This is a genomic window from Pelomonas sp. SE-A7 (assembly GCF_030345705.1).
GTDB lineage: Bacteria > Pseudomonadota > Gammaproteobacteria > Burkholderiales > Burkholderiaceae_C > JAUASW01.
The window spans coordinates 2,609,625-2,631,414 of sequence record NZ_JAUASW010000001.1 but is presented as its reverse complement, the minus strand read 5'-3'; the positions used below and the strand labels follow the sequence as shown (position 1 = coordinate 2,631,414).

At 68.6% G+C, this 21,790-nt stretch carries 19 protein-coding genes; 9 read left to right on the top strand and 10 right to left on the bottom strand.

Annotated features, from left to right (window positions below):
- Positions 1 to 47 precede the first annotated feature (47 nt).
- Positions 48 to 806 (bottom strand): enoyl-CoA hydratase/isomerase family protein, encoded by a 759-nt coding sequence (locus tag QT382_RS11860; protein WP_289254244.1) that lies wholly within the window; start codon positions 804 to 806, stop codon positions 48 to 50.
- Between the two features lie 141 nt (positions 807 to 947).
- Here QT382_RS11860 and QT382_RS11855 point away from each other — a divergent pair, with 141 nt between their 5' ends.
- The 6 genes from QT382_RS11855 (at position 948) to QT382_RS11830 (ending at position 10,081) form a co-directional block, all read left to right on the top strand.
- A complete protein-coding gene (locus QT382_RS11855) occupies positions 948 to 1,985 on the top strand; it encodes a branched-chain amino acid ABC transporter permease (protein WP_289254243.1) in 1,038 nt (345 codons plus the stop codon).
- A gap of 19 nt (positions 1,986 to 2,004) precedes the next feature.
- A complete protein-coding gene (locus QT382_RS11850; RefSeq protein ID WP_289254242.1) occupies positions 2,005 to 3,780 on the top strand; it encodes a branched-chain amino acid ABC transporter ATP-binding protein/permease in 1,776 nt (591 codons plus the stop codon).
- 5 nt (positions 3,781 to 3,785) lie between these two features.
- Positions 3,786 to 4,520, top strand: a complete 735-nt coding sequence (locus QT382_RS11845; RefSeq protein ID WP_289254241.1) for an ABC transporter ATP-binding protein — start codon at positions 3,786 to 3,788, stop codon at positions 4,518 to 4,520.
- Positions 4,521 to 4,584: 64 nt separating this feature from the next.
- Entirely contained in the window at positions 4,585 to 5,694 is a 1,110-nt protein-coding gene (locus tag QT382_RS11840; protein WP_289254240.1) for an HD-GYP domain-containing protein, read from the top strand.
- A 28-nt stretch (positions 5,695 to 5,722) separates the two neighbouring features.
- Positions 5,723 to 7,288, top strand: coding sequence for a DUF3369 domain-containing protein (locus QT382_RS11835; RefSeq protein ID WP_289254239.1), 1,566 nt, complete (start codon positions 5,723 to 5,725; stop codon positions 7,286 to 7,288).
- Between the two features lie 3 nt (positions 7,289 to 7,291).
- Positions 7,292 to 10,081, top strand: a complete 2,790-nt coding sequence (locus QT382_RS11830; protein WP_289254238.1) for an ATP-binding protein — start codon at positions 7,292 to 7,294, stop codon at positions 10,079 to 10,081.
- Here the strand turns inward: QT382_RS11830 and QT382_RS11825 are convergent.
- Genes QT382_RS11825 through QT382_RS11785 form a run of 9 tightly spaced genes read right to left on the bottom strand, consistent with a single transcriptional unit; the run spans position 10,078 to position 18,217 of the window.
- Positions 10,078 to 11,715 (bottom strand): ATP-binding protein, encoded by a 1,638-nt coding sequence (locus QT382_RS11825; RefSeq protein WP_289254237.1) that lies wholly within the window; start codon positions 11,713 to 11,715, stop codon positions 10,078 to 10,080. The genes QT382_RS11830 and QT382_RS11825 overlap by 4 nt on opposite strands.
- Before the next feature lie 55 nt (positions 11,716 to 11,770).
- Positions 11,771 to 12,448, bottom strand: coding sequence for an alpha/beta hydrolase (locus QT382_RS11820; RefSeq protein ID WP_289254236.1), 678 nt, complete (start codon positions 12,446 to 12,448; stop codon positions 11,771 to 11,773).
- Complete coding sequence (trhA, locus tag QT382_RS11815) at positions 12,445 to 13,086, bottom strand: PAQR family membrane homeostasis protein TrhA (protein WP_289254235.1); 642 nt, start codon at positions 13,084 to 13,086, stop codon at positions 12,445 to 12,447. The genes QT382_RS11820 and trhA overlap by 4 nt, the downstream gene beginning before the upstream one ends.
- On the bottom strand, positions 13,076 to 14,344 hold the full coding sequence (locus QT382_RS11810; protein ID WP_289254234.1) for an FAD-dependent oxidoreductase: 1,269 nt from the start codon (positions 14,342 to 14,344) through the stop codon (positions 13,076 to 13,078). The genes trhA and QT382_RS11810 overlap by 11 nt, the downstream gene beginning before the upstream one ends.
- Entirely contained in the window at positions 14,341 to 14,577 is a 237-nt protein-coding gene (locus tag QT382_RS11805; RefSeq protein ID WP_289254233.1) for a (2Fe-2S)-binding protein, read from the bottom strand. Before QT382_RS11805 ends, QT382_RS11810 begins: the two co-directional genes overlap by 4 nt.
- Positions 14,574 to 15,686, bottom strand: a complete 1,113-nt coding sequence (locus QT382_RS11800) for an NAD(P)/FAD-dependent oxidoreductase (RefSeq protein WP_289254232.1) — start codon at positions 15,684 to 15,686, stop codon at positions 14,574 to 14,576. Before QT382_RS11800 ends, QT382_RS11805 begins: the two co-directional genes overlap by 4 nt.
- Positions 15,687 to 15,700: 14 nt before the next feature.
- The gene (locus tag QT382_RS11795; RefSeq protein ID WP_289254231.1) at positions 15,701 to 16,639 is read right to left on the bottom strand and encodes a proline racemase family protein; all 939 of its coding nucleotides are present in this window, start codon (positions 16,637 to 16,639) and stop codon (positions 15,701 to 15,703) included.
- Complete coding sequence (locus QT382_RS11790) at positions 16,640 to 17,302, bottom strand: GntR family transcriptional regulator (RefSeq protein ID WP_289254230.1); 663 nt, start codon at positions 17,300 to 17,302, stop codon at positions 16,640 to 16,642.
- Positions 17,303 to 17,311: 9 nt separating this feature from the next.
- Positions 17,312 to 18,217, bottom strand: a complete 906-nt coding sequence (locus QT382_RS11785; protein WP_289254229.1) for a dihydrodipicolinate synthase family protein — start codon at positions 18,215 to 18,217, stop codon at positions 17,312 to 17,314.
- Positions 18,218 to 18,456: 239 nt separating this feature from the next.
- Here QT382_RS11785 and yajC point away from each other — a divergent pair, with 239 nt between their 5' ends.
- The 3 genes from yajC to secF all read left to right on the top strand — a co-directional run bounded on the left by yajC (position 18,457) and on the right by secF (position 21,766).
- Entirely contained in the window at positions 18,457 to 18,780 is a 324-nt protein-coding gene (gene yajC / locus QT382_RS11780; protein WP_289254228.1) for a preprotein translocase subunit YajC, read from the top strand.
- Between the two features lie 92 nt (positions 18,781 to 18,872).
- Positions 18,873 to 20,723, top strand: a complete 1,851-nt coding sequence (gene secD, locus QT382_RS11775) for a protein translocase subunit SecD (RefSeq protein WP_289254227.1) — start codon at positions 18,873 to 18,875, stop codon at positions 20,721 to 20,723.
- An 8-nt stretch (positions 20,724 to 20,731) separates the two neighbouring features.
- Positions 20,732 to 21,766, top strand: a complete 1,035-nt coding sequence (gene secF / locus QT382_RS11770) for a protein translocase subunit SecF (protein ID WP_289254226.1) — start codon at positions 20,732 to 20,734, stop codon at positions 21,764 to 21,766.
- Positions 21,767 to 21,790 lie beyond the last annotated feature (24 nt).

Below are 21,790 nucleotides of genomic sequence, written 5' to 3'. Positions count from 1 at the left end.
GTGCCCCTCCCGGCCCTAGCCCGGGCTTTCACCCGAATGGGGGAGGGTCAGGAACCGCGAAAAACGGGCTTGCGTTTTTCCTGCCAAGCCTTTACCCCTTCGGCCAGGTCTTCTGAGGCGTTGGCCCGCTCTATGTCCGAGCGCAGATCGGCCGCGTCCAACGTGCCGCGGGCGATGCGGTTCAGGTGCTTCTTCATGCCCAGCAGGGCCAGCGGGGCCAGGCCGGCCAGGTCCTGGGCCAGGGCTTCGGACGCCTGGCGCAACGAGTCTGCATCGGGCAGTACGCGGTCCAGGAACTGGCCCTCCAGCATCTGCTGGGCATCCAGGGTTTCGCACGCCAGCAGCACCCGCTTGGCCATGTTGATGCCCAGCCGGGTGACATAGCGCTCCAGGCCGCCGCGGTAGAAATGCAGGCCCAGCTTGGGAGCCGGCACGAACATTTCGCAGGCGGCGACGCCGAGCCGGAAATCGCAGGCCAGGGCCAGGTCGGTGGCGCCGCCGTAGACGCCGCCGTTGATCGCGGCGATGGTGACCGCACGGCAGTTCTCCAGCTCGTCGGCCAGCCGTTCGAACAGGGCGCCGGCATCGACGCCCGGCACGCTGTCAATGTTGAAGCCGCTGCAGAAGTAGCGCCCCTGGGCGCTGAGCAGCAGTACCCGGACCTCGGGCGTGCGCTCTATCAGGTCCAGATGGTGGTGCAGGGCTTCCAGGTCCTGCAGCTCCAGCCGGTTGGCCTGCTGCGGGCGGCGCAGTTCTATTCGGGCGAGGGCGCCTTCCAGGCTCAGCAACGGGGTCTTGTCGGGCATGGCGGCAGTCTACTTTTGACCCGAATGTATTTTCGACCGACTGGTCGGACGACTTTTGTCAATACGGCCTGCTCCTAGCGGCCGGATCCGGGTTTTTGCGTAGAGTCGGTCGGCAACGCAAGCCCTGTGCGCGGAGTTCCCATGGATTTCTCGATCGCAAGCATCCTGGCGCTGGATGGCGTCACCAACGGTGCCATCTATGCCTTGCTGGCCCTGGCCACCGTCCTGGTGTTCGCCGTCACCCGGGTGATCTTCATCCCGCAGGGCGAGTTCGTGGCTTATGGCGCCCTGACCCTGGCCAGCCTGCAGCTGGGCAAGACGCCGGGCACTGCCTGGTTCCTGCTGGCCCTGGCCGGCGGAGTCGCGGTGCTGGACGCCTGGGCCGGCCTGCGAGCCGGCAAGGCGCCCGGACCACTGCTGCTGAAGCTGCTGAAGGCAGCCGCCACGCCGGTGGCGATTGCCCTGCTGACGATCTGGGCCGGCCCTCAGCAACTGCCCCTGCTCGCCCAGGCCCTGCTGACGCTGGCCCTGGTCACGGCCATGGGCCCCCTGATCTACCGCCTGGCTTACCAGCAGCTGGCCGATGCCTCGGTCCTGGTGCTGCTGATCGTGTCGGTTGGCGTGCACTTCGCGCTGACCGGTTTCGGCCTGGTGTTCTTCGGCCCCGAGGGCTCGCGCAACCCGAGCTTCTGGGACGCCAGCTTCAACCTGGGACCGCTGCTGCTGTCCGGCCAGACCCTGATCATCATCGGCAGCTCGGCCGCCCTGATCGTGCTGCTGTGGCTGTTCTTCGAGCGCAGCCTGCAGGGCAAGGCGCTGCGGGCCACGGCGGTGAACCGCCTGGGCGCGCGCCTGATGGGCATCTCCAGCGACGGGGCCGGCCGGCTCTCGTTCACGATGGCGGCCTTCATTGGCGCGCTGTCGGGCCTCTTGATCAGCCCGACGGCCACCATCTCCTACAACAGCGGCTTCGTCATCGGCCTCAAGGGCTTTGTGGCCGCCGTCTACGCGGGCCTGGCCAGCTACCCGGGCGCGGCCGTCGGTGCGCTGTTGGTCGGCCTGCTGGAATCCTTCAGCTCCTTCTGGGCCAGCGCCTTCAAGGAGGTGATCGTGTTCACCGCCATCCTGCCGGTGCTGCTGTGGCGCTCGCTACGCGACCCGCATTCCGAAGAACATTGAGACGAGCGATCAACAAGCCATGCTGCGCAAACTGCTGCCTCTCGCGGGTCTGATCCTGCTGTTCGGCCTGCCCTGGATGCCGGTTCCCGAGTTCTGGATCACCCAGCTCAACTACATAGGCATGTTCGCCATGGTCTCGCTGGGCCTGGTGCTGCTGACCGGCGTGGGCGGCCTGACCTCATTCGGCCAGGCGGCCTTTGTGGGCCTGGGCGCCTATGCAACGGCGCTGCTGAGCACGCGCTACGGCCTGTCGCCCTGGCTGGGCCTGGTGCTGGGCCTGGCCGTCACCCTGGTGGCGGCCCTGGTGCTGGCCTGGATCACGCTGCGCATGTCGGGCCACTACCTGCCGCTGGCCACCATCGCCTGGGGCCTGAGCCTGTACTACACCATGGGCAACATGGAATTCCTGGGCAAGCACGACGGCATCCAGGGCCTGCCCCCGCTGCAGCTGTTCGGCTGGAGCCTGGCCGACGGCCGCTCGTTCTACCTGCTGATCTGGTTGATCGCCCTGCTGAGCGCACTGGCGGTGCGCAACCTGCTCGACTCGCGGCCGGGTCGGGCCATTCGCGCGCTGAACGGCGCCACCACCATGGCCGAGGCCATGGGCGTTTCGACGCTGCGCTACAAGGTCGTGATCTTCGTCATCGCCGCCTTGCTTGCCTCGACCTCGGGCTGGCTCTACGCCCATTTCCAGCGCTCGGTCAGCCCCAGCCCCTTCGAGCTGAAGATGGGCATCGAATACCTGTTCATGGCCGTGGTCGGCGGCATTGGCACGGTCTGGGGCGCCTTCGCCGGCGCGGCCGTGGTCAAGCTGATCGAAGACCAATTGAAGGAGCTGCTGCCAGCCTTGCTGGGCTCCAACGGCAACTTCGAGATCATCGTGCTGGGCATCGTGCTGGTGCTGATGCTCAAGTACGCACCCAAGGGCCTTTGGCCCTTTGTCGAGACACAGCTGCGGCGCTGGCTGCCGCAGCGTCCACGAGAGCGCGACTGGACCGATGCCGCCGCGCTGCCGGCGCGCGACAAGCCTGTGCCCGGCGAACTGCTGCTGGATGTGGACAAGGTGCGCAAGCAGTTCGGCGGCCTGGTGGCGGTCAATGACGTCAGCTTCCAGGTCCGCGCCGGCCAGATCGTCGGCCTGATCGGCCCCAACGGCGCCGGCAAGTCCACCACCTTCAACCTGATCAGTGGTGTGCTGCCGCTCACCAGCGGCCAGGTCGCGTTCCGTGGCCAGGCGGTCGGCGGGCAGGCTTCGCGGCTGATCGCGCGGCGCGGCATGTCGCGCACCTTCCAGCACGTCAAGATGATCCCGGACATGACGGTGCTTGAGAACGTGGCCCTGGGCGGCTACCTGCGCTCCAGCACCGGCAGCCTGCGCGCGATGCTGAGGCTGGACCGCGACGAGGAGCGCCGCCTGTTCAAGGAGGCCGAAGCCCAGCTGACCCGCATAGGCATGGCCGCCCAGATGCACGAGCTGGCCGGCAACCTGGCCCTGGGCCCGCAGCGCCTGATGGAAATTGCCCGCGCGCTGTGCACCGACCCGGCCCTGCTGCTGCTCGACGAGCCGGCCGCCGGCCTGCGCCACAAGGAGAAGCAGGCCCTGGCCGAGGTGCTGCGCCAGCTGCGCGGCGAGGGGCTGTCCATCCTGCTGGTCGAGCACGACATGGACTTCGTCATGGGCCTCACCGACCGCATCGTCGTGATGGAGTTCGGCACCAAGCTGATCGAGGGCACGCCGGCCGAGGTGCAAGCCAGCCCCGAGGTGCGCGCCGCCTACCTGGGCACGGAGCATTGAAGAAAATGACGACGAACCTGCTTGAAGTCCATGACCTGCATGCCGGCTATGGCCGCGCCGAGGTGCTGAGCGGTCTCAATCTGAAGCTGGCCGCCGGTTCGGTGGTCACCGTCATCGGCCCCAACGGCGCCGGCAAGTCCACCACGCTGAATGCGCTGATGGGCGTGCTGCCGGCGCGGGGCCGGGTCTTGTTCGAAGGCGAGAACATCGCCGGCCTGGGCCTGGAGGAGCGCGTGATGCGCGGCCTGGCCCTGGTGCCCGAGAAGCGCGAGCTGTTCACCACCATGAGCGTGGAGGACAACCTGGTGCTCGGCGGCTTCCGGCCGATGAAGCTGGGCGAGCGCGCCTGGCGGGCCGAACTGGACAAGGTCTATGCCCTGTTCCCGCGCCTGCTGGAGCGGCGCAAGCAGCTGGCCGGCACGCTCTCCGGCGGCGAGCGCCAGATGCTGGCTGTGGGCCGCGCCCTGATGAGCAAGCCGCGGCTCTTGATGCTCGACGAGCCCAGCCTCGGCCTCGCGCCGTTGATCGTCAAGGAGATCTTCCGCATCGTTGCCACGCTGCGGGAGGCCGGCGTCAGCATCCTGCTGATCGAGCAGAACGCCCGTGCCGCGCTGGAAGTGGCCGACTACGGCTATGTGCTGGAGACCGGCGAGATCGCGCTGGAGGGCCCGGCCGAGCAACTGGCCGGCGATGCCCGCGTGGTCGAGACCTACCTGGGCCGCAAGAAAGAAGCCGAATAACGGCTTTTCGGGCCCGAGCCCCGGCCCTAGACTCGGCCCATGCGGGCAGTACCTGGTCGAACCGATGAACCGGCTCAGTAGCAGCCATCTGGTGGTCGGCAAGGCCGTCCCCTTCGACTGCTACGACGCACAGGGCAACCTGCTGCTGAAGAAGGGCCTGGTCATCGATTCGCAGCGCCAGGTCGATTTCCTGATCGACCGTGGCCTCTTCGGCAAGCCGGCCGAGGTGCAGAACAAGGTCGACGTGGTCAACGACCGGCCCCCCACGCCCTTCGAGCTGCTGGCCGATTACCACGGCCACCTGCTGCGCTGGTTCAGCCAGCTGGAATCCGAGCCCGGCGATGCCAGCCGCCTGCTCGGTATTGCCAGGCATCTGCAGGCCTTGTGCATGGGCCATCCCGACGAGGTGCTGGGCGCCGTTCACCTCGACATCGGCGGCCGCTACGGCGTGCGCCATCCGCTGCACCGGGCCATAGTCTGCGAGCTGCTGGCCGGGCGCAAGGGCATGCTCCCGGAGGAGCGCTTGCCGCTGCTGGCGGCGGCGTTGACCGCCGACGTCTCCATGCTCAAGCTGCAGGAAGAGCTGGTCCGTCAGGCCAGCCCGCTGCTGCCGGCGCAGCGGGCCCAGCTTCATCAGCATCCGCAGGAATCGGTGCGCCTGCTGAGCAGCATGGGCGTGCAGGACAGCAGCTGGCTGCTGACCGTGCTGCAGCACCACGAGATCCCCGACGGCAGCGGCTATCCGCGCGGCCTCAAGGCCGGCGAGATCAGCCTGGGCGCACGCATCCTCAAGATCGCCGACCTCTACACCGCGCTGACCGCGCCGCATGCCCACCGCGAGCCCTTGATCAGCAAGCTGGCCATGCGCGACATCTACATGCGCCGCGGCGCCGAGGTCGACGAGGAACTGGCCCTGCTGCTGATCAAGGCCATGGGCGTCTATCCGCCGGGCGCCTTTGTGCGCTTGCAGAGCGGCGAGCTGGCCATCGTGACCCAGCGCGGCGACAACCCCAAGGCGCCGGCCGCCAAGGCGGTGGTCGGCCCGCGCGGTGCACCCTACGAGCGCGCGCTGCCGCGGCGCACCGAACTGCGCGAGTACGAGATCCGCGACGTGGTCGAGCGCGACAAGATCGTCAAGCTCGGCCTCAACCACATCTGGGGCTACGAGACATGAGCCCGTTCCCTAAGCCGAGGAGGCTGCCGTGAGCACCACCCCCAAAGACGCTGGCGACGAACGCCTGATGTTCGACGACGACGACCGCGACGCCGAGGCCGATCAGCGTCCGCCGGCGCCGCCCTGGAAGCTGCTGATCGTCGACGACGATGCCGAGGTCCACAGCGTCACCAAGATGGCGCTGAACAGCTTCAGCTTCATGGAGCGCCGCCTGCAGTTCATCCACGCCTATTCCGGCAGCGAGGCCTGCGAAGTGCTGAAGGCCAATCCCGACATCGCCGTCGTGCTGCTGGACGTGGTGATGGAGTCCAACGATGCCGGCCTGCGCGCGGTGCGCAAAATCCGCGAGGAGCTGGGCAACAAGCTGGTGCGCATCATCGTGCGCACCGGCCAGCCGGGCCTGGCGCCGGAGCGCGAGGTCACGCTGAACTACGACATCAACGACTACAAGGCCAAGGCCGAGCTGACTGCGCAGAAGCTCTACGTGTCGCTGGTGGCGGCGCTGCGCTCGTACAACGACCTGCAGACCATCGAATCGAACCGGCGCGGCCTGGTCAAGATCCTCGACGCGGCCAGCAGCATGGACTTCCGCTCGCGCAGCCTGTTCGCCTCGGGCCTCTTGCAGCAGCTGGCGGCGCTGCTGGAGGTCGGCGAGCAGGACCTGCTGCTCTTGCGCCAGGACGAGGACGGCGGCGGCTGCAGCATCATGGCGGCCGCCGGCAACTTCGACGCCTTTGCCGGAGAGCCGGTCGACCAGGTGCTGGACCCGGCCCTGGTCGCCCGCATCATGGCGCTGTTTGCCGATGGTGTGCCGGCCCGCGAAGGCCGCTACAGCCTGCGCCGCATCGAGCTGGCAGAGCTGCCGCCGGTGGTGCTGATGCTGGGCGGATCGCGCCAGATCAGCGAGGCCGAGCTGCTGCTGGCCGCCATGTTCTGCCGCAAGATCGTCCAGGCCAGCGAGAACTTCGATGCGCTGGAACAGGGGCGCCAGGACCAGGAGGGCGCGTTGTCCCTGCTGGGTCTGCTGGGCAGCCAGGCCAGCTACCTGGATGCCCGCTACCTGGCCCACCGCGGCCAGCTCTGCCGCGATCTCGCGCTGCAGATGCAGGCTGATGGCGTGGCCATGGACAGGCGGCTGCCAGCCCTGATCCAGGGCGCTTCGCAGCTGGCCGACATCGGCAACGCCAAGCTGTCGGCGGAACTGCTGGAGCAGGCCACTCCGCTGAGCGAGCTGCAGCGCCGCCAGCAACGCGAGCATGTCCGCATCGGCGCTACCCTGATCGAGGACATGCTGGCCGTGCGGCCCGAAGCGCGGCTGTTGAAGCTGGCCCGCGAGTTGGCCCTGCACCACCATGAGCGGCCCGATGGCAGCGGCTATCCCCAGGGCCTGGGCGCGGCGGACATTCCGCTGGCGGCACGCATCCTGGCCGTGGCCGATGGCTATATGGCCCTCAGCTCGGCGCGGCCCTGGCGCGCCGCCTTCGGCCATGAGGCCGCGCTGGCGGAACTGCAGCAGCAGTCAGGCAGCGGATACGACCCGCAAGTGCTGCAGGCCCTGCAGGCCGTGGCCGAGCAATACCGGCCCGGGTCCTGAGGCATGGCTGCCATCCCGGTCGAGCTGGTTGCCGACGACGCCTCGCTGGCGTTGCTGGAACAGGCGCTGGCGGACCAGCCTGGGTCGGCGTCCTTGCAAGTCGCGCTGAGCTGGCAACTGCGCCAGCGCGACAGCGGCCGGGCGCTGGCGCTTGCTGCCGAGGCCCGCCAGACCGGCGGCCTGGAGCCCGGCGAGGCGCTGCGGCTGGACCTGGTCGAGGCCGAGTTCGCACTCTTGCAGGGCCGGACGGCCGAGGTCGAGCAGCGACTGCAGACGCTGCTGGTCGCGGCCGAGAACCTGGGCGATACAGGTCTGATCGGCGACCTGCACTGGCTGCGCACCAGCCTGATGGAAGACATGGGGCGGCGCGACCAGGTGCCGGCCTGCGTGGCCGCTGCGCGTCAGGCCTACCTGGCCGCCGGCGATACGGCGCGCCTGGATTGCCTGCGTGCCCGCGAGCTCAGCCAGGGCGTGTTCGGCGATCCCATCGGCGTGGGCCGGACCCTGGAGGCCGAGTTCCCGCCGGAGCGTGACGTCGGTGCCGCCGCCGGCTGCTGGCTGGCCACGGCGCGGGCCCTGGTCGCTGCGCTGACCGACGACCCGGCCGCCTCGATCCGCTTGTTCATGGACTCGCACCGCATGGGCCTGGCCAGCGGCCAGCTGCGGCGCGCCGTGGTGGCGGCCAGCAATGCGGCCGAATCGTTCTCGCGCCTCGGCGATCTGGACGCCGCGCTGGAACTGCAGGAGCGCACCGTGGCCCTGGCTCGCAGCGGCGGCTGGCCTTTCAACATAGGCGTGGCCCTGGGACGCCTGGGTGAGCTGATGCGCCGCAGCGGCCGCTACGTCGAAGCGCGGCGCTGCCTGGACGAGGCCGAGCCCTTGCTGGCGCGACCCGTGGGCGGGCGTGCCCATGTGCTGGCGGTGCAGGACCGGGCCCGGCTGTCGCAGGACGAAGGCGCTGCCGAGCAGGCCGAGGCGGAGTATCAGAAGACCCTGGCCTGGCTGGATGCCGAGCAGACGCCCGATCTGTTGATGGAATCCTGGCGAGGCCTGGCCCAGGCGCGCTTTGCCCTGGGCCGCCGTGACGAGGCCTGCCGGGATGCGCTCGCAGCCCTGGAGCTGGCCCGCGAGCGCCGCAACACGGTCACCCAGATCGAGGTGCTGCAAGCCCTGGCCGGCATGCAGGAAAGCACCGACGCCGCGCTGCCGTTGCTCGAGTCGGCGTTGGCGCTGTGCGAAAGCCTGAGCGGCTTCACCGTCATCCCCGAACTGCTGCAGCAGCTGGCGCGTTGCGAGGCCGAGCGCGGCCAGCACGAACGTGCCTATGACTTCAGCCGACGTGCGCTGGAAGCGCATCGCAAGGTACAGAGCAGCAAGCTGGAATCGCGGGCCCTGGCCCTGCAGGTGCGCCACGAGCTGGAGCTGGCCCAGGCCGAGGCCGCGCGCCACCGCCAGGAGGCCGCGGCCCTGCAGGAGACCACGGCCACGCTGGTGACCCTGAGCCAGGTCGGCCGCGAGATCACGGCCTGCCTGCAGCCCGACGAGGTGTTCGCCGCCCTGCACCGCCATGCAGGTGCCTTGCTGCCGGTCACCTCGTTCTACATCTACCTGCTCGATGCCGCGGCCGGCCAGTTGCTGCCCGGCTTCACCAGCGAGGCCGGACTGCCTATCCAGCTGTCGCCGGTGTCGCTCGATTCACCGCATTCGCTGACGGCGCGCTGTGCTCGCGAGCGCCAGGACCTGGTGTTCGACCTGAGCCAGGATGGCGAAGAAGCCCGCGTCATTCCCGGCACCTTGCCGACCCTGAGCCTGCTGTTCGCGCCGCTGGAGATCGGTGAGCGGCTGCTGGGTGTGATGACCTTGCAGTCGGCTCTGCCCAAGGCCTATGGCGAGCGTGAGCGATCGATCTTCCGCACCCTCTGCTCCTATGGCGCCATCGCGCTCGACAACGCCGGCGCCTATGTGGCTGCCGAGCGGGCCCAGCGCCAGGCCCAGGCAGCGCTGAAAGAGCTGCAACAGGCCCAGGCCCGGCTGGTCCAGGCGCAGAAGATGGCGGCGCTGGGCAGCCTGGTGGCCGGCGTGGCCCATGAGCTGAACACGCCGCTGGGCAACGGTTTGACGGCCGTCACGGCGTTGGACGATCAGTTGCGCGAGTTCCGCCGTGGCATGGCGGAGCAGGGGCTTAAGCGGGCTGCCTTCGACGATTTCCTGAGCCAGGTCGAGACCGGCGCCGAGCTGGCCCAGCGCAACTTGCGTCGCAGCGCCCAGCTGGTCAGCAGCTTCAAGGAACTGGCCATCAGCCCGCAGATGTGGGACCGCCTGCCCTATCAACTGGACGAGGCCGTGGCCCTGGCCCTGGACGAACAGCGCGAGGCCTTGAAGTCCAACGGCGCCCAGCTGAAGCTGGAACTGCCGGCAAGCCTGGCCATGCACGGCTGCCGCGCCGCCCTGTGCGCCGTGCTGGTCAAGCTGATCGATAACGCCCTGATTCATGGCCTCGCGACCGACGTGCCGGGGCGGCAGCTGCTGCTGCGCGGCGAGGTCGATGCGGCGACCGGCCGCCTTGCCCTGCGCGTGGCCGACAACGGCAAGGGCATTGCGGCCGAGCACCTGGGCCGTGTCTTCGATCCCTTCTTCACCACCCGCATGGGCCAGAGCTCGGGCCTCGGCCTTTACATCGCCAGCAGTCTGGCGGCTCAGGTGCTGGGCGGCGAGCTCAGTGCCAGCAGCGAGCCTGGCCAGGGCTCGACTTTTCTGCTGGAGCTGCCGCTGGACGACCGGCGCGAAGCCTAGCGAACTCCGTCCGAGGCCGGCTGTAGCAGCTCGGGCGTCACGCGCGGCAACCTCAGGCTGAAGACGCTACCTTGCCCCGGTGTCGAACTCAGCTCGAGTTCGCCCATCAGCAGGGAGCGCACGATCCGCTGGCAGATCGCCAGACCCAGGCCGGAGCCGCCCCGGCCGGCCCGGGTGGTGAAGAAGGGCTCGAAGGCCCGGGCCGCCGTCTGGGCCGACATGCCGATGCCGTCGTCCTCGACCTGCAGCAGCAAGGTCTCGGGCGTTTCCTGCCGCGCCGTGATGCGGATGCGGCCTTGTTCGCGTCCTTCGAAGGCATGGATGGCCGCATTCAGCACCAGATTGCTGAGCACCTGGCCCAACGGGCCGGGATAGCCGTCGCACTGGATGTTTTCCGGCACCTCGACCTCCATCTCGATCCGGCAGCTCCGGTTCTTCAGCTGGGGCCTCAGCGTCGCCAGCACGTCCATCACCAGGCTGCGCAGCTCGAATTCGCGGCGGCGTTCCGAGGCCTGGTCCACGGCCACCTGCTTGAAGCTGGCGATCAGCTCGGCCGCGCGCGTTCCGCAGTTCAGGGCCAGCTCACTGAGCTGCTGGCCGGTCTGCAGGAACTCCTGCAGGTTGGACTTGCTCATGGTGCCCAGGGCCAGCTGGGCGCGGATCTGGGCGAAGCGGTCATTCAGCGTGGAGGCCGCCGTGACGGTCGTGCCTATCGGCGTGTTCACCTCATGGGCGATGCCCGCGACCATGGCCCCCAGCGAGGCCAGGGTCTCCGATTGCACGACCTCGGCCTGGGCCGATTTCAGCTGCTCCAGGGCCTGCAGCAGGCGGCCGGTCTCGTTGCTCGACTGGGCGGCCGGCACGGCGGCGTCGAGCTCGAAGCGGGCAATGCGTTCTGCCGCTGCCGAGGCCTGCTGCAGTTCGCGGCCGACGCGGTGGACCACCACCCAGATCAGTCCGACCGTCAGCAACAGCGAGACACCCAGCAGCGCCAGCGTGCGGGCAATGAAGGCATCGACGCCGGCCTTCATGCCGCCCAGCGGGATGGCGACCTCGAACACGCCACGCACGTCTCCCAGCTTCCAGCCGGCCCGGGGCGACTGGGGATGGGCGTTGTGGCAGTTCACGCAGGCCTGGGTGGACATGCGGTCGGCCAGCGCATATCGATACACGGGCTGGCCCTCGCGTTGCTCGACCCGCCAGAAGGCGGTACCGGGTGCGGCTTCCAGATGGGCCAGGGCCTGCTGCTCGAAATCATCCAGCCGGGTCTCGGCCGCCGTGCGGTTGCTGAAGGGCCAGCGGCTGAACAGCCGCATCTCGCCGCCGGGCAGCTCGTTCAGCTTGGACAGCTCGCGGGTCAGCGTGGCGGGCAGGGGCAGGGCCTGCGGATCGGCTTCCCAGTCGGGCCTGACATGCATGCCGGCCGCCTGGGCCCGGTCCACCACATGCTCGGTGTAGAAGCGCCGCATGTTGACCACGGTGCTCGCCAGGCTGCGGGCGGCCATCAGGCCGGACTCCTCGGCCATCTGCCTGCGCAGGTCCAAGGTCAGCCACGCGCCCAGCGAAAGCAGCAGCACCATGCCGGCCAGGATGGGCAGCATGACCTTCCAGAACAAGGGCAGGTTCTTGATCACAGCAGTCTCCCTGCTGTGACGGTAGCGGCGGCGGACGGTGCTGTAAACCGGTGTTTCAGGCCCTCGCGACAGGGGGCAGCCGCTGCAGCAGCCAGTCGTTCAGCTCGCGGATTTCTTCCAGGCAGACCGAATGCTGTACCGGGTAGTCGTGCCACTCGACGGCGTAGCCCAGCGCTTCCAGCTGCTGGCGCGAGGCATGGGCCCGTTCGATGACGACCACCGGGTCGGCGCTGCCATGGGCCATGAAGATGGGCGTGTCCGCATTGGCCTCGCTGCGCTCGGTGGCCACGGTCTCGGCCAGCGGCAGATAGCCCGACAGGGCGACCAGGCCGGCCAGCTTGTTGGGCTGGCGCAGGCCGCTCATCAAGCTCATGGCGCAACCCTGGGAGAAGCCCATCAGCACGATGCGTTCGGCTGGAATGCCGCGCTCGATCTCGCGCGCTATCAGCGCGTCGACGATGGCTTGCGAGCGGCGCAGCCCGGCTTCGTCCTCGCGGGGCTGGGGCCAGGGGCCGTAGATGTCGTACCAGGCGCGCATGCGGTAGCCGCCGTTCAGCGTCACCGGCATCTCCGGCGCGCTGGGGAAGACGTAGCGCACCGGCCCCGCGGCCTCCAGGTCCAGCTCCTGGCAGATGGGCACGAAGTCGTTGCCGTCGGCACCCAGGCCGTGCAGCACGATGATGGCCGCCGTCGGCTCGGGCCCGGATTCCAGTTCGATCAGCTCGATGTTCATATGGCGTACCAGAGGGCGGCGAAGAAGTGGCAGCAGCTGCCGGCCAGCACGAACAGATGCCAGACCGCATGGGCGTAGCGGATGCGGTTGTCGAGCAGGAACACGCCGGCGCCCAGCGTGTAGGCCACGCCGCCGGCCACCAGCCAGGCAAGACCAGCCCCTTCCATGCGGTCCAGCAGCGGCTTGAGCGCGATCAGCACCACCCAGCCCATGGCCACGTAGAGCCCGGTGGACCAGAACGGATGGCGCAGCCGGTTGAACAGCTTGGCCGCCACGCCGACGGCGGCAATGCCCCAGGTCAGGCCGAACAGGGTCCAGCCCCAGGCGCCGTTGAGCACGCCCAGCGCGAACGGCGTGTAGCTGCCGGCGATGAAGACATAGATGGCCGCATGGTCCAGCCGGTTCAGCCAGCGCTTGGCCGTGCCCTGCGGCAGCGCGTGGTACAGCGAGGAGACCAGGTAGAGCAGGATCATGGTCGCGGCGAACACGCTGGCCGCGACCACGTTGACGGCCGAGCCCTGCTGGGCGGCAAAGTAGACCAGGATGGGCAGGGCGGCGATGGCCAGGGCGCAGCCCAGTCCATGGCTGATGGCGTTGGCGATTTCCTCGCCCAGGGATTGGGGACGGTCAAGAGTCATGGGGCGATTGTGCACAGCCGGCGGCACCGTCCAGCAGCACCTGCAGCGGCGCCGGTTCCAGCGGGATGCGCGGCCGGCCCGGCGCATCGCTCCAGCCCATCAGTTCGCGAGCGATGCCACCGCAGATGCGGCCCTGGCAGGCGCCCATGCCGCAGCGGGTCTGCAGCTTGGCCTCGCGCCAGCTCGCCGCGCCGCGCAGGGCGCCCAGGCGCACGTCCTCGCAGCGGCAGATCGTGGTCTTGGCATCGGCCAGCTTGAGCAGCTCGGGCCGCAGCGCAAAGTGGCGGGCCAGCGAGCGGCCAAAGCTCAGCGCGGCCTTGTGGGCGCGCGCCAGGCCGGGCTGTTGGCCCAGCATCTCCCGTGCGGCGCGTTCGCCTTCGATCAGCGACTTGTCGACGCCGCCAATGCCGGTGCACTCGCCCGCGGCGTAGATGCCGGGCAGCGAGGTCTGCTGCCTTGCATCGACTTCGATGGTGCCATCGGCATCCAGGCGGCAGCCGAGCAGGGCCGCCAGTTCGCTGCTGGGCAGCAGGCCGAAGCCCAGGCCCAGCGCATCGCAGGCCAGCGTCCGTCCATCGCTCAGTGAGATGCTCTGCAAGCGGCCTTCGCCATGGGCCGCGGTGACCCAGGTGCCCGTCAAATAGGGAATGCCGCGCAAGCGTCGGCGCAGTCCCAATGCCTGCACGGCCTTGCCGACGGGCAGGCCCAGGGCGAATCGGGCCAGCGCGGCGCGAGGCGCCTGTTCGACGAGGGCGAGGATCTCGGCGCCCTTGGCCTTCAGCGTGTCGGCCGTGGCCAGCAGCAAGGGCCCCGAGCCGGCCAGCACCACGCGTTGGCCGGCTATCGGCCAGCCGTTCTTGACCAGAGCCTGCAATCCGCCAGCGCCAGTGACGCCGGGCAGGGTCCAGCCCGGAATCGGCAACAGGCGTTCGCGAGCGCCGGTGGCCAGCAGCCATTGCGGGGCCTGGACCCGCAGGGCCAGGCCTTGCGCCTGGTCGTGCAGCAGCAGCTCCCGGCCGGCTTCGGCCGCGATCACGGCATGCGAAGCGAGGCGGGTCAGCCGGGGCGAGGCTTCCATGGCCTGGAGCTCCCTGGCCCAGGCCGGTGGCGGCCCGCCGCGCCAGATCTGGCCGCCGGCGCGGGGCTGCTTGTCTATCCAGATCACCGAGCGGCCGGCGTGCACCAGGGTCCGGACGGCTGCGATTCCGGCCGGACCGGCACCCACCACCACGGCATCGGCCTGCAGCTTTCGGCTCATGCCTCGGTCTCCACTTGCATGCCCTCTGCGACCAGGGTGAGACAGGACAGGCGGCCGGGCCGGCCATCAATCGTCACCCGGCATTCCTGGCAGACACCCATGCCGCAGAAGGGGCCACGGGGCTCGCCGCTTGCCGAGCGACGCAGCACCGGCAGGCCGACACGGGCCAGCGCCGCCGCGACGCTGATGCCTGGCTCGACCTCGTGAACCTGCTGGTTGATCTTGAGCTTCATGGCGTGGCGGCGAAGCGTGTCGGTGAATAGGGGCTGGCGTCGAGCAGCGGAGTCTGGGCCAGGCTCAAGTGGGCCAGCAGTTCGGCCGTGGCCAGGCTGGTGGTGATGCCCAGGCCCTCGTGGCCGCAGGCGACCCAGACTCGCTCAAGTCGCGGGTGAGCGCCAATCAGCGGCTGGCCGTCGCGGCTGGCCGGGCGTATGCCGCTCCAGCAGCGCAGCAAGCTCATCTGCGGCAAGGTGGGCACGAAGCTGCCGGCATGGGCCAGCATGCGCTGCAGCATGGCGAGGTCCAGCTCTGTGTCGTCGCGATTCAGCTGGCGCGAGGAGCCGATCAAGAGCTGGCCGCCGGGGCGCGGCTGCAGATTGAAGGACACGGTGTCTTCATCGGTCCGGTGCGCGTTCTTCAGATAGCCCAGTTCGACCAACTGGTGGCGGACCGTCGAGCTACCGCTTCGCTGCGTGATCGCGAGCTGGCCCTTCTTGGGCTGCAGGCAGCCCGCGGGCAAAAAGCGCTGGCTGGCCAGGCCGCCGCACAAGACGATCAGGGCGCCCCAGAGCCGGCGGCCATCGGCCAGGCGGACGGTCGAGCCCTGGATGTCCACCACTTCGCCGCGCACCAGGGTGGCCCGGCTTTCTTCCAGCCAGCGTGCCACCACGCGAGGCGGGTAGACGCGGGCGTCGGCCGGCACATGTAGAGCGCCGAACAGGCCGGCGCGCAAGAGCGGTTCGGCGCGTTGCAGCTGGTCAGCGTCCAGCAGTTCGGTCGGCTGGTCGACCTCGCGCCACCAGGCCTGCTTGCGCAGCGCGGCCTGCATTTCTTCTTCATCGGCGGCGAGCCACAGCGTGCCGCATTGATCATGCTCGGCGGCTTCGCCATGGGCGGGAGACTCGGCCAGCCATTCGGCCCACAGCTGCATGGAGCGCTGGCTGAGCTGGTACTCGTGCGTGTCGGGCGCACCCTCGGCATCGACGCAGAGCAGATGTCCCATCGAGGCCGCGGTCGCGCCGGCGCCGACGGCGCCCTGCTCGATCACGGCCACGCTGAGCCCCTGGCGGGCATATTCGCGGGCACAGGCGGCGCCGACGATGCCGGCGCCGATCACGATCACATCGGCCGTGCGTTTCAGGTGATGCCCCAGGCGAAGGGATCGGCCGGATCGAACAGCAGGCGCGCGTCCAGCACCACATGGGCGCGGCCGCGTATCGTGGGCAAGACCTGGCCCTGGGCGGCACCGTGCTGGTAGCTGGCCTCGAATACCGAGCCGATCACGCTTTCCTGGCGCCAGAGCTGGCCTGGCTGCAGTGTGCCTTCAGCGGCCAGGCAGGCCAGCTTGGCGCTGGTGCCGGTGCCGCAGGGCGAGCGGTCATAGGCCTTGCCCGGGCAGAGCACGAAGTTGCGGCCGCTGTTGCCGGCGCCATGGGCCGGGCCGGTCAGCTCGATGTGGTCGATCTCGGCGCCGTCGGCTCCGGTGATGCCTCGCTGCTGCAACTGCTGGCGTAAAGCCCAGCTGAAGCGGGTCAGTTCCTCGGCCTCGCCCAGGTCCAGCCTCAGGCCATGGTCGGCGCAGAGAAAGAACCAGTTGCCGCCCCAGGCGATGTCGCCGTGGACCGTGCGCCCTTCGACTTCCACCGCCACATCGCTGGCCAGCCTATAGGCCGGCACATTGGCGATGGAGACGCTGCCGTCCTCGTGCAGCGTGGCGGTGATGGTGCCGACCGGCGTGTCTATGCGATGCAGGCCCGGCTGGATGCGGCCCAGGTGGGCCAGGGTCGCCACCAGGCCGATGCTGCCGTGGCCGCACATGCCGAGGTAGCCGACGTTGTTGAAGAAAATCACGCCGCAGGCACTGCCGGGTTCGACAGCCTCGGTCAGCAAGGCGCCGACGATCACGTCCGAGCCGCGCGGCTCGTTGACGAGGGCGCGACGCCAGGCATCGTGCTGCTCGCGCAAGCGGGCCAGGCGTTCCGGCATGGTGCCGGAACCTAGGTCGGGGCCACCTTCGATCAGCAGCCGGGTCGGCTCACCGCCGGTATGGGAGTCGATGAATCTGGGGCTGCTCATTCAATCAATCACTTGCTGGGCAAAGCGGCGCAGGTAGTCGATCAGCGCATCGGCGGCCTGGCCGGCGGCCTCGGGCTGGCCGTCGGCAATCGCCTGGGCCAGCACCTGGTGGCAGCGTGCGCCTTCGCCTATGTCGCCTTGGTGCTGGTAGGCGTACCAGAAGCGCCGGCACTGGATGACCAGGGGCACGACGGCGCTGACCGCGAACGGGTTGCGGCAGGCAGCGTGGTTGATCCGGTCCAACGCCTGGTCGGCCTGCATATAGGCCGCGAGGTCGTTGGCGACCACCGTGGCCATCATGGTGTCGGCGGCTTCGAGCAGGGCCTGGCGCTGCGGCGGCGTGGCGCGGCGCGCGGACGTGGTGGCAATCAGCCGTTCCAGTGCACGGCGGGCTTCCAGCAGGTCGAGGTGTTCGGCCAGCAGGATGTCGCTGACCAGCAGGCCGCGCCGCGGCAGCTGCACGATCAGGCCATTGGCCACCAGGCGCATCAGGGCCTCGCGGGTCGGCGTGCGGCCCAGGCCGATGCGCTCGATCAGCTCGGCCTCGACGACCGGGCTTCCCGGCTTGAGCGCCAGCGTGGCGATCAGGGCCTCGATGGCGTCGTAGGCCTGGTCGGCGACGCGGCGCTTGTCCGCTTCCGGGGCTTCAGCAGCAGCTTGCATGGGGCTGGATCATCGCAGGCTGGGGCGGCTGTCCAGGGCCTTCTGGATGATGGTTTGCACCCGTTCGCGCTCGGCGCCGGCGAGCGGCAGGCGGGGCCGGCGCACCAGCTCGTTGCCGGCGCCGACCATGGCCTCGGCCAGCTTGATGTTCTGCACCAGCTTGGCATGCACATCCAGGTGCAGCAGCGGCATGAACCACTGATAGAGCTTGAGCGCCTCGTCGTAGCGCTTCTGTTGCATGAGCTCGTACAGGACGACCGTCTCCTCCGGGAAAGCGTCGCACAGGCCGGCCAGCAAGCCGTCGCAGCCCAGGGCCAGGCCCTCGAAAGCCAGGTCGTCCACGCCTATGAACAGCTGGTAGCGAGTGCCCAGCGCATTGCGCAGGTCGGTGATGCGGCGGATGTTGTCGCTGGACTCCTTGATGGCCACCAGCCAGGGGCAATCGGCCAGCTCGGCGAAGTCCTCGGGCTTGAGGTCGACCTTGTAGGACACCGGATTGTTGTAGACCATCACCGGCAATTGGGCCGCCTCGGCGATGCAGCGCACATTGGCCTTGGCCTCGGCGGCGTCGGCGCCGTAGAGCAGGGCCGGCATCAGCATCAGGCCCTGAACGCCCAGCTTGGCCGCGCCCTCCACATAGCGCAGGGCCTCGCGGGTCGACAGCTCGGACACGTTGGCCAGCACCGGCACCCGCCCCTCGGCGGCGCGCAGCGCAGTGGCGGCGACCTCGAGCTTCTCTTCCAGCGTCAGCGTGCTGGCCTCGCCCAGCGAGCCGCAGGTGACCAGGCCATGCACGCCGGAGCGGATCTGCCAGTCGAAGTGCTGCTCCATGGCGGCGATGTCCAGGCTTTCGTCGGCATGGAACTTGGTGGTGACGGCCGGGAAGACGCCGGTCCAGCGGGGCAGGGTGCTCATCGTTCTTGCTCCAGGTATGCGGTAAATATATCAACAAGATATTGGCGCAGTATGGGCTTGTGATCGCGGCCTGTCAACCGCATCTGGCGCGCTGGTCGGCATCGCCGCCGGCCCTGATCCGCTGGGGCTGGCCCCCGGGAAGGGGGCTCGGGCCGGCCGCATACAATCCGCCGTTCTTCCGCCCGCGCGCGGCAGTGCTCCTGCCTGCGCGATTGCGGCTCCCTACAAAGGAAATCGACGTGTTTATCTCCAATGCCTTTGCCCAAGCGGCTGCGCCCGCCGGCACGCCGGAATCCGGCCTGATGCAGTTCCTGCCCATCATCGCCATGTTCGTGGTGCTGTACTTCGTGATGATTCGGCCGCAGATGAAGCGCCAGAAGGAGCACAAGGCCATGGTCGAGGCGCTGGCCAAGGGCGACGAGATCGCCACCTCCGGCGGCCTGATCGGCAAGGTCACCAAGGTCGGCGACAGCGTGCTGAGCGTCGAGCTGGCCGCCGGCGTCGAGGTGCAGCTGCAGCGCCATGCCGTGGTCCAGGTCCTGCCCAAGGGCACGGTCAAGTAAGAAGACTCTCCCGCTGACGCGCTTCGGCCCGTCCGGCCCGGCCATCCGCGCATGGCGCCGGGCCCAGTTCAGTCCCCATCGAGGACGTCACCATGAATCGTTATCCGCTGTGGAAGTACGCGATGCTCGTCGTCGCGCTGCTGATCGGCCTCATCTACACGCTGCCGAATTTCTTCGGCGAGGCCCCGGCCGTCCAGGTCTCTAGCGGCAAGGTCACCGTCAAGATCAATGCCGACGTCACGGCGCGGGTCGAGAAGGCCCTGGCCGATGCCGGCGTGAAGCCCGACTTCGTGCACTTCGAGGGCAGCTCGGTGCGCGCCCGCTTCGGCGACACCGACACCCAGATCAAGGCCAAGGACGCGATCAGCAAGGCGCTGAACCCGGATCCGGCCGACACCAATTACATCGTGGCGCTGAACCTGGTCTCGCGTTCGCCGACCTGGCTGACCAGCCTGCACGCCTTCCCGATGTACCTGGGCCTGGACCTGCGCGGCGGCGTGCATTTCCTGATGCAGGTCGACATGAAGTCGGTGCTGTCCAAGAAGGCCGAGGCGCTGACCGGTGACGTGCGCTCGCTGCTGCGCGACAAGAACATCCGCCATGCCGGCATCAACCGCCAGGGCAACGAGGTGGTGATCAACTTCCGCGAGGCCGCGCTGCGCGAGCAGGCCCGCGACGTGCTGCGCGACAAGATCACCGAGATGCAGTGGACGCCGACCCAGAGCGGCGAGGACCTGCAGCTGGTCGGCCAGCTGCTGCCGGCGGCCATGACCGCGGCACAGGAAAACGCGCTCAAGCAGAACATCACCACGCTGCACAACCGAGTCAACGAGCTGGCCGTTTCCGAGCCGGTGATCCAGCAGCAGGGTCTGGACCGCATCGTCGTGCAGTTGCCCGGCGTGCAGGACACGGCCAAGGCCAAGGACATCATCGGCCGCACGGCCACGCTGCAGTTCCGCCTGGTGACCGACGTCGAAGGTGCCCCCGAGGTGGTCATGGAGCGGCTGCGTGACGGCACGCTCAAGCCCGTGGGCCTCAAGCGCGAGGTCTACGTGACCGGCGATCGTGTGCAGACCGCGACGGCCAAGATGGACGAGAACCAACGTCCGGCCGTTGGCATCCGCCTGGACGAAGCCGGCGGCCGTGCGATGAAGGCCATGAGCCGCGACAACGTCGGCAAGCCCATGGCCATCGTGCTGTACGAAAAGGGCAAGGGCGAGGCGATCTCGGTGGCCAACATCAACACCGAGCTGAGCTCCGACTTCCAGATCACCGGCAACTTCACGACCGAGCAGACCACCGACCTGGCCCTGCTGACCCGTGCCGGCTCGCTGGCTGCACCGATGGAAATCATCGAAGAGCGCACCATCGGCCCGTCGCTGGGGGCCGAGAACATCGCCAAGGGCTTCAACTCGGTGCTGTGGGGCTTCGTGGCCGTGGCCGCCTTCATGTGCGTCTACTACATGTTGTTCGGCGTGTTCTCCTCGCTGGCCCTGGGCTTCAACCTGCTGCTGCTGGTGGCCGTGCTGTCGATGATGCAGGCCACGCTGAGCCTGCCGGGCATGGCGGCCATCGCGCTGGTGCTGGGCATGGCCATCGACTCCAACGTGCTGATCAACGAGCGGGTGCGCGAGGAATTGCGTGCCGGCGCGGCGCCGCAGACGGCCATCTTCGCCGGCTATGAGCGGGCCTTCGCGACCATCCTGGACTCCAACGTGACCACCTTGATCGCCGGCGTGGCCCTGCTGGCCTTCGGCTCCGGCCCGGTCAAGGGCTTCGCCGTGGTCCACTGCCTTGGCATCCTGACCTCGATGTTCTCGTCGGTCGTGTTCTCGCGCGGCCTGGTCAACCTCTGGTACGGCCGCCAGAAGAAGCTCAAGTCGGTCTCGATCGGCACCGTCTGGCGCCCCGAGGGCGCCGCCACCCCCAGCCCTGAGGCCTGAGGCAAGCCATGGAACTCTTCCGTATCCATCGGGACATCCCGTTCATGAAGCATGCGTTGGTCCTCAACGCTGTGTCCTTCCTCACCTTCGCGCTGGCCGTGTTCTTCCTGGTCACGCGCGGCCTGCATCTGTCCATCGAGTTCACCGGCGGTACGGTGATCGAGGTCGAGTACGCGCAGAGCGCCAACATCGAGAAGACCCGCCACGTGGTCGAGGCCATGGGCTTCGGCGAGGTGCAGGTGCAGAACTTCGGCACCTCGCGCGACGTGCTGATCCGCCTGCCGGTGCGCGGCGACATCAAGCAGACCGAGCTGGTCGGCAAGGTGTTCGCCGAGCTGTGCAAGGCCGAGCAGGGTCAGGTCTCGCAGCGCGAGCTGGTCAGCGACAAGGGCGAGGCGATCAGCAAGCAGGTCTGCCAGGCCGGCACGGCCGAGCCGGTCAAGCTGTCGCGCAACGAGGTGGTCGGCCCAGCTGTCGGTGCGGAGCTCGCACAGGATGCAGCCAAGGCGCTGGCCTTCACCGTCATCGGCATCATGGTCTACCTGGCCTTCCGCTTCGAGTGGAAGTTCGCGGTGGCCGGCATCATCGCCAACCTGCACGACGTGGTCATCATCCTGGGCTTCTTCGCCTTCTTCCAGTGGGAGTTCTCGCTGCCGGTGCTGGCAGCGGTGCTGGCGGTGCTGGGCTACTCGGTGAACGAGTCGGTGGTGATCTTCGACCGGGTGCGCGAGGCTTTCCGCAAGTACCGCAAGCTGACCACGCACGAGGTGATCGACCACGCCATCACCAGCACCATCAGCCGCACCATCATCACGCACGGCTGTACCCAAATGATGGTGCTTTCCATGCTGCTGTTCGGCGGCCCGACCCTGCATTACTTTGCGGTCGCGCTGACCATCGGCATCTGTTTCGGCATCTATTCATCGGTGTTCGTGGCCGCTGCCATCGCCATGTGGCTGGGCGTCAAGCGCGAGGATCTCGTCAAAACGACGACGGCCAACAAGGAAGATCCGGACGATCCGAACGCCGGGGCCGTGGTATAGAGTGACACCTGTCCTCCACTGAGC

Excerpts from the sequence above, each read along its gene's own strand:
- QT382_RS11860 (WP_289254244.1), bottom strand. The coding sequence starts at position 806 with ATGCCCGACAAGACCCCGTTGCTGAGCCTGGAAGGCGCCCTCGCCCGA.
- secD (WP_289254227.1), top strand. The coding sequence starts at position 18,873 with ATGAATCGTTATCCGCTGTGGAAGTACGCGATGCTCGTCGTCGCGCTG.
- trhA (WP_289254235.1), bottom strand. The coding sequence starts at position 13,086 with ATGACTCTTGACCGTCCCCAATCCCTGGGCGAGGAAATCGCCAACGCC.
- QT382_RS11820 (WP_289254236.1), bottom strand. The coding sequence starts at position 12,448 with ATGAACATCGAGCTGATCGAACTGGAATCCGGGCCCGAGCCGACGGCG.
- secF (WP_289254226.1), top strand. The coding sequence starts at position 20,732 with ATGGAACTCTTCCGTATCCATCGGGACATCCCGTTCATGAAGCATGCG.
- QT382_RS11855 (WP_289254243.1), top strand. The coding sequence starts at position 948 with ATGGATTTCTCGATCGCAAGCATCCTGGCGCTGGATGGCGTCACCAAC.
- QT382_RS11790 (WP_289254230.1), bottom strand. The coding sequence starts at position 17,302 with ATGCAAGCTGCTGCTGAAGCCCCGGAAGCGGACAAGCGCCGCGTCGCC.
- QT382_RS11845 (WP_289254241.1), top strand. The coding sequence starts at position 3,786 with ATGACGACGAACCTGCTTGAAGTCCATGACCTGCATGCCGGCTATGGC.
- QT382_RS11850 (WP_289254242.1), top strand. The coding sequence starts at position 2,005 with ATGCTGCGCAAACTGCTGCCTCTCGCGGGTCTGATCCTGCTGTTCGGC.
- QT382_RS11805 (WP_289254233.1), bottom strand. The coding sequence starts at position 14,577 with ATGAAGCTCAAGATCAACCAGCAGGTTCACGAGGTCGAGCCAGGCATC.
- QT382_RS11840 (WP_289254240.1), top strand. The coding sequence starts at position 4,585 with ATGAACCGGCTCAGTAGCAGCCATCTGGTGGTCGGCAAGGCCGTCCCC.
- QT382_RS11810 (WP_289254234.1), bottom strand. The coding sequence starts at position 14,344 with ATGAGCCGAAAGCTGCAGGCCGATGCCGTGGTGGTGGGTGCCGGTCCG.
- QT382_RS11785 (WP_289254229.1), bottom strand. The coding sequence starts at position 18,217 with ATGAGCACCCTGCCCCGCTGGACCGGCGTCTTCCCGGCCGTCACCACC.
- QT382_RS11795 (WP_289254231.1), bottom strand. The coding sequence starts at position 16,639 with ATGAGCAGCCCCAGATTCATCGACTCCCATACCGGCGGTGAGCCGACC.
- QT382_RS11830 (WP_289254238.1), top strand. The coding sequence starts at position 7,292 with ATGGCTGCCATCCCGGTCGAGCTGGTTGCCGACGACGCCTCGCTGGCG.